Annotated in this window: 4 protein-coding genes and 4 tRNA genes; 1 reads left to right on the top strand and 7 read right to left on the bottom strand. The window is 49.0% G+C overall.

What is annotated here, in order from left to right; translation table 11 throughout:
• From ABD035_RS16405 to ABD035_RS16385, 5 genes are all read right to left on the bottom strand, one after another.
• Window positions 1–167: GTP-binding protein (locus ABD035_RS16405; protein WP_343868279.1), on the bottom strand; the 167-nt coding region annotated here is incomplete at its 3' end.
• A gap of 123 nt (window positions 168–290) precedes the next feature.
• Window positions 291–366 (bottom strand) — tRNA-Thr (locus ABD035_RS16400).
• A gap of 5 nt (window positions 367–371) precedes the next feature.
• Window positions 372–446, bottom strand: a tRNA-Gly gene (locus ABD035_RS16395).
• Window positions 447–635: 189 nt separating this feature from the next.
• A tRNA-Tyr gene (locus tag ABD035_RS16390) sits at window positions 636–720 on the bottom strand.
• Window positions 721–730: 10 nt separating this feature from the next.
• A tRNA-Thr gene (locus ABD035_RS16385) sits at window positions 731–806 on the bottom strand.
• 552 nt (window positions 807–1,358) lie between these two features.
• On the opposite strand from ABD035_RS16385, the gene coaA reads away from it, so the two are divergent.
• Window positions 1,359–2,312, top strand: coding sequence for a type I pantothenate kinase (gene coaA / locus ABD035_RS16380; RefSeq protein ID WP_343871208.1), 954 nt, complete (start codon window positions 1,359–1,361; stop codon window positions 2,310–2,312).
• Between the two features lie 45 nt (window positions 2,313–2,357).
• Here coaA and birA read toward each other — a convergent pair whose 3' ends face one another.
• Window positions 2,358–3,326 carry a bifunctional biotin--[acetyl-CoA-carboxylase] ligase/biotin operon repressor BirA gene (gene birA, locus ABD035_RS16375; protein WP_343871207.1) on the bottom strand — a complete coding sequence of 323 codons (969 nt, stop codon included), beginning with the start codon at window positions 3,324–3,326 and terminating at the stop codon, window positions 2,358–2,360.
• On the bottom strand, window positions 3,323–4,360 hold the full coding sequence (murB, locus tag ABD035_RS16370; RefSeq protein ID WP_343871206.1) for a UDP-N-acetylmuramate dehydrogenase: 1,038 nt from the start codon (window positions 4,358–4,360) through the stop codon (window positions 3,323–3,325). Before murB ends, birA begins: the two co-directional genes overlap by 4 nt.
• Window positions 4,361–5,596: the final 1,236 nt, after the last annotated feature.

Genomic DNA, 5,596 nt, shown 5'->3' with positions numbered 1-5,596 from the left:
TCTTCAGGCGCGTTATCGATCTGCGCGAAGTCACGTGCAGCACCGCCGTAGTGTTTAGCCAGTACGGTGGTGATTGCTGCAGTCAGAGTGGTTTTACCGTGGTCAACGTGGCCGATAGTACCGACGTTAACGTGTGGTTTGTTACGTTGAAATTGCTCTTTAGCCATTAGATAACCCTTTTAAAGCACGGATAAGTCGGTGATATGATCACATCAACCAGGATTCAGGATGCCTGATAAAAAATGAATTATTTAAGTGAACAGAAATTTCAGGAGAGGAGATAAAAGAAGTGGTGCTGATACCCAGAGTCGAACTGGGGACCTCACCCTTACCAAGGGTGCGCTCTACCAACTGAGCCATATCAGCACATCTGGAGCGGGCAGCGGGAATCGAACCCGCATCATCAGCTTGGAAGGCTGAGGTAATAGCCATTATACGATGCCCGCATCCTGGAACTCTTGCTACCTGATATTTCTGTAGCTTTTGAATAATAAGATGGCTCTCTTATTATTCGAGTCTGCCAGATAAACTGACCGACTTTCGACTGAAACTTCCAGCCTACACTCGGGGTGATAATTATGCTCACCAGGCTGTGATAGCGTGTTGCTTCACATTTTTCTCTGCAAGAGCAGAGATGGTGGTGGGAGAAGGATTCGAACCTTCGAAGTCTGTGACGGCAGATTTACAGTCTGCTCCCTTTGGCCGCTCGGGAATCCCACCTTAACTTGAATGGTGCCGACTACCGGAATCGAACTGGTGACCTACTGATTACAAGTCAGTTGCTCTACCTACTGAGCTAAGTCGGCATCAAGTTGAGGCGCATTTTAGGGGGCACCGCGCCAGGATGCAACAACAAATTTTAATTTTTTTTCTCTTCGCTTACTATTTATCCAAAACAGGGCTTTTTTCGTTTTTACTGTCTAAATCAACAACAAATAGTGGTGATCTTTTGTTCTGCTCCCGGATTTCACCGGAAGTTTTACGTTCAGAGATCTCACCGGGCCCCTATTCCCTCCCGGTTTTTTCGCACCCGTTAGCCTGAAAAAACTTACTTTTTTTGTGCCGGACAAACTGAGTGCTGATAAAACAAGCATATTGCTGACAATTTTACTGTGCGATGAGTCACTAAAAAGGAACTTTACTCCAAACCTTCCTGCTTTTTTTTATCAGGAGACTCCTGCTCTGTGAAATTTCCCCGGCCTGACATCTTTTGCTTTTTCCCGGAACCCTTCTGGTGTTAACCTCCAGCCTGCTACCTCATTATTACACTATTTCATCTTCATCACGGCTGCAGTTCACCCTACTGCTCGATGTCAGTCGATGATGGACCGGATAAATTTGTCGTCAGATGTCGGAATATGAGTAAAAAAAATTTGTCACTGGCTACCTCCCCCTACTTATCGTTCACCCGTGAACAATGGGCTACCCTGCGCGATTCGGTACCCATGACCTTAACCGGTGACGAAATTGCCCGGTTGAAAGGGATTAATGAAGATCTTTCTCTGGAAGAAGTAGCAGAAATCTATTTGCCGCTTTCCCGGCTACTGAATTTTTATATCAGCTCGAATCTGCGTCGCCAGGCGGTTCTGGAACAGTTTCTCGGAACTAATGAAGAGAAGATACCCTATATCATCAGTATTGCCGGCAGTGTCGCCGTCGGTAAGAGTACCACGGCCCGGGTATTGCAGGCCTTACTGAGTCGCTGGCCGGAGCACCGGAAGGTTGAGTTAATCACGACGGATGGTTTTCTGCACCCTAATGCGGTACTGAAAGAACGCGGATTAATGAAGAAAAAAGGGTTCCCGGAATCCTACGATATGCACAAACTGGTGAAATTTGTCTCTGACCTGAAATCAGGAGAACAACAGGTGACAGCGCCGGTCTATTCACATCTGATTTATGATGTGATCCCCGATGGCGATAAGCGGGTCACACAGCCTGATATTCTTATCCTTGAAGGGCTGAATGTCTTACAAAGCGGAATGGATTATCCCCATGATCCGCATCGTGTCTTCGTTTCTGACTTTGTCGACTTTTCTATTTATGTGGATGCCCCGGAAGAATTACTCCAGCGCTGGTATATCAACCGTTTTCTGAAGTTCCGGGAAGGGGCTTTCAGCGATCCGGACTCCTACTTCCATAACTACGCACGTCTGGCGGAGTCTGAAGCCACAGAAATCGCCTGTGGCTTATGGAATGATATTAATGGCCGGAACCTTCAGCAAAATATTCTGCCAACCCGTGAACGGGCCAGCCTGATTTTAGCGAAAGGTGAAAATCATGCTGTGCATTCGGTAAGGTTAAGAAAATAGTCACTACAGACTGACGGGGAATGGCTGAGCTATCCCCGTTCCCTGCTAAGCCTGCGCCGGACGCAGGGAAATCTCGCCCCCGACCCAGCCGGTAATTTCACCCTCTTGCTCCAGTAATAATCCCCCCCGGCTATCGATTCCTCGTGCGATACCCTGGATCTCCCGCTCACCTATCACCAGTTTTACCGGTCGGTTAATAAAGTTATCCAGTTTTGCCCAGCGGTTAATGAACGGTGCCAGACCTTCGGTTTCAAATACCGCGAGGGCTTCCCGCATTTTATTGATCAGTCCGACCGTCAGTGCATTACGGTCTATCGTGATGCCCGCTTCCTGAAGGCTAATCCACTGCTGGTTAACGACGCTGCTATCCACATTACGCATCATCAGGTTAATGCCCGCGCCAATGACAATATGAGCAACATCCCCGGTCTTACCGCTCAGCTCGACCAGAATGCCTGCCAGTTTCCGGTCATTGAGATAGAGATCATTGGGCCACTTAACGCGAACATCTTCCGCCCCTGCAGCCTGTAAGGCTTCAGCAATGACGATACCCACGACCAGACTTAATCCCATGGCTGCTGCGGGCCCCTGTTCCAGGCGCCAGTACATGGACATATATAAATTGGCACCAAAGGGGGAGAACCACTGTCTGCCACGGCGTCCGCGACCGGCTTGCTGATATTCTGCGACACAAGTATCACCGGAGTGAAGATCACTCATCCTTTCCATCAGATACTGGTTGGTGGAATCAATCACCGGTATGACCTGGACATCGCCGCTTCCCCGGACACCGGCCCGGATAGCCTCATCATCTAATAACTGCAACGCGGCAGAAAGGCAGTAACCCTTGCCGGTAACGGTATAGATATCGATACCCCAGTTTTTGAGTGTATTGATATGCTGATTGATTGCCGCGCGGCTCATCCCCAGTTTTTCACCGAGCTGTTCACCTGAGTGAAATTCGCCATCAGACAGCACTCGGATAATTTTCAACGGTACACTGTAATCTTTCATGAGATCGCTCCGACAGCATCACATTCGCCGAGTGCATCAATAAAACGCACTTCAGGTTCGAGCCAGATATTGAATTTATCCCCGACACACTGCCGGACATGCTTTGCCAGGCCGACAATATCCTGTGGCGTTGCCTGGTTATCATTAATCAGCACCAGGGCCTGTAAACTGTGTACCGCGGCACCACCCAGCTTATACCCTTTTAGCCGGCATTGATCGATAAGCCAGCCTGCGGCGACCTTCACTGTGCCATCGGCCTGTGGATACTGTGGCAGCCCCGGATATGTCGCCAGTAGTTGCTCGCACAGTTTGCCGGTGATTAGGGGGTTTTTGAAGAAACTCCCGACATTTCCCTGAATTTCAGGATCCGGCAGTTTACTCTTTCTCATATCGCAGACGGCATCGAAGACCTGTTTCGGGGTAACCGTCGCGGTATCCATCCGGGTTAACTCTCCGTACGTCAGAACCGGTTTCCACTGCTTACTCAGCCGGAGACCGATGGCCGTTACTGCATAGCCCTGACAAAATTCATGCTTGAAGATACTGTCACGGTAGCCAAACCGGCACTGCGTTTTTTCAAGACGAAATTCTCTGCCGGTCGCCAGTTCTGTGACATCGACATAGTCACAAATATCTTTGAATTCGACACCATAAGCACCAATATTCTGGATAGGCGCGGATCCTGCTACGCCCGGGATCAATGCCAGGTTTTCGGTGCCGGCGATATTATGTTGTAAACACCATTTGACCAGCTGATGCCAGTTTTCACCAGCACCGACATGCAGGAAATAACTCTCGTCGTCCTCAGAGAGTGAAATACCTTTTATCTCGTTAATGGCGACGACACCTCTGAAATCCCGGAGGAACAGCACATTACTCCCGCCGCCCAGTAACAGAAAGGGTTTATCCGCTGACCGGCTAGTGTCCCATGCCTTCCTGAGATCGGCTGCACTTTTTGCCCGGATGATTTCATCAGCGTGAATATCAAGGCCAAGCGTATTAAAGGGCTTTAAAGAATGGGTTGGGTTAGACATATCCTGACCTTAACAAAAGTATATGGTCGATAGTTTACCTGATATACCTGTGAGTTTTGAGATTTTCATCGGTGAGGGCACACCGGAAATCATTTACAGCAGCGGAGCTGCATAAAGGTCAGTCGGGCAATAACCTGTAAAGTCAGAACTCATTACTATCCCTTACCGGCCATCAGGGTATTTCAGCGGGTTGATGATATTCCTCTGCTGATGGTTTTCCTGGCGTTATCGGGTATCAGAGGGATTGGTATCTTTCGAAGACAGGCTGGGGAAAAACCTTAACGGTGGCCTTTCCTGCCAGAGAGTATCAATCTACGGAATACAGCTTTCGGGGAGAGAGCTAAGGTCATCACCCTCAGACCGCAAATTACGAATTACGAAGACAATAGTCTGAACCGCTGTATTAACCGGCAGATGACGTACTTTACTATCCACAAACGTTACTGATCGTGACCAGCCCTGGCTGGGAAATGAATGTATCGCCCATCGTGAAAGAACACATGCTGAATGCCGTTATTAATTGGGGTAACGGGCATATACCGTTTGCCTTATAAAAAGTCCGGACCAATAAAGATCTCCATGTCTTTATTTTCTGTAAGTTAACGGATATGACCACTTTTCTAAACCGGGCACAGAGATCACCGGTGAAGATTGCTGCTGTTTTATCCCGGTAGTCAGATCCCGCACGGGGTGGCTATATACCGTCACCGGCCCAATGCCGTTCCGTTTCTGTTCACGGTATAGGGCCTGACAGGCGGCCGGTGAGCTGACCTGATATTAATCAGCCGGTATTGATTGCAGAATTTATTGGTCAGTGGTGGCGTAGCCAGATTGAGAAGACACGGGATAACCAGAATAAAAGGCAGTTGTTCTGCGGCTGTTCAGCATTTTCACGGCTGATGACAGCTTTATGCTGTTCTTAACATCCTTCATTTATCGGGTTGAGGGATGTCTGCATCGCTCACCGGAATGAACACCGGCGGATATGAAATGATCTGAATGGCAGTGGTATGGGAATGATATTGACTGCATACACGACTCCGGACGATGTCGCGGATAATACCTGAACAGGCAGTACAGCGTGTCTGCACTACATCCCTCGTTTCCGAAGTGTTTTTACATTTCCTGCAACCTGCCGGACATTACCTGTTTCACGCCACCGGAACGTAAAAAGGCCGCCCGTCAGGGCGGCCTCTGCCTTTTCTCACCGCCGGCACCGGAGGTTTCCCTTCCTGC

It is taken from the genome of Tatumella terrea, assembly GCF_039523755.1.
Classification (GTDB): Bacteria; Pseudomonadota; Gammaproteobacteria; order Enterobacterales; family Enterobacteriaceae; genus Tatumella; species Tatumella terrea.
The sequence above is the reverse complement of the archived record's forward strand: the minus strand, read 5'-3'. Positions and strand labels throughout refer to the sequence as shown.

Excerpts from the sequence above, each read along its gene's own strand:
- coaA (WP_343871208.1), top strand. The coding sequence starts at position 1,359 with ATGAGTAAAAAAAATTTGTCACTGGCTACCTCCCCCTACTTATCGTTC.
- birA (WP_343871207.1), bottom strand. The coding sequence starts at position 3,326 with ATGAAAGATTACAGTGTACCGTTGAAAATTATCCGAGTGCTGTCTGAT.
- murB (WP_343871206.1), bottom strand. The coding sequence starts at position 4,360 with ATGTCTAACCCAACCCATTCTTTAAAGCCCTTTAATACGCTTGGCCTT.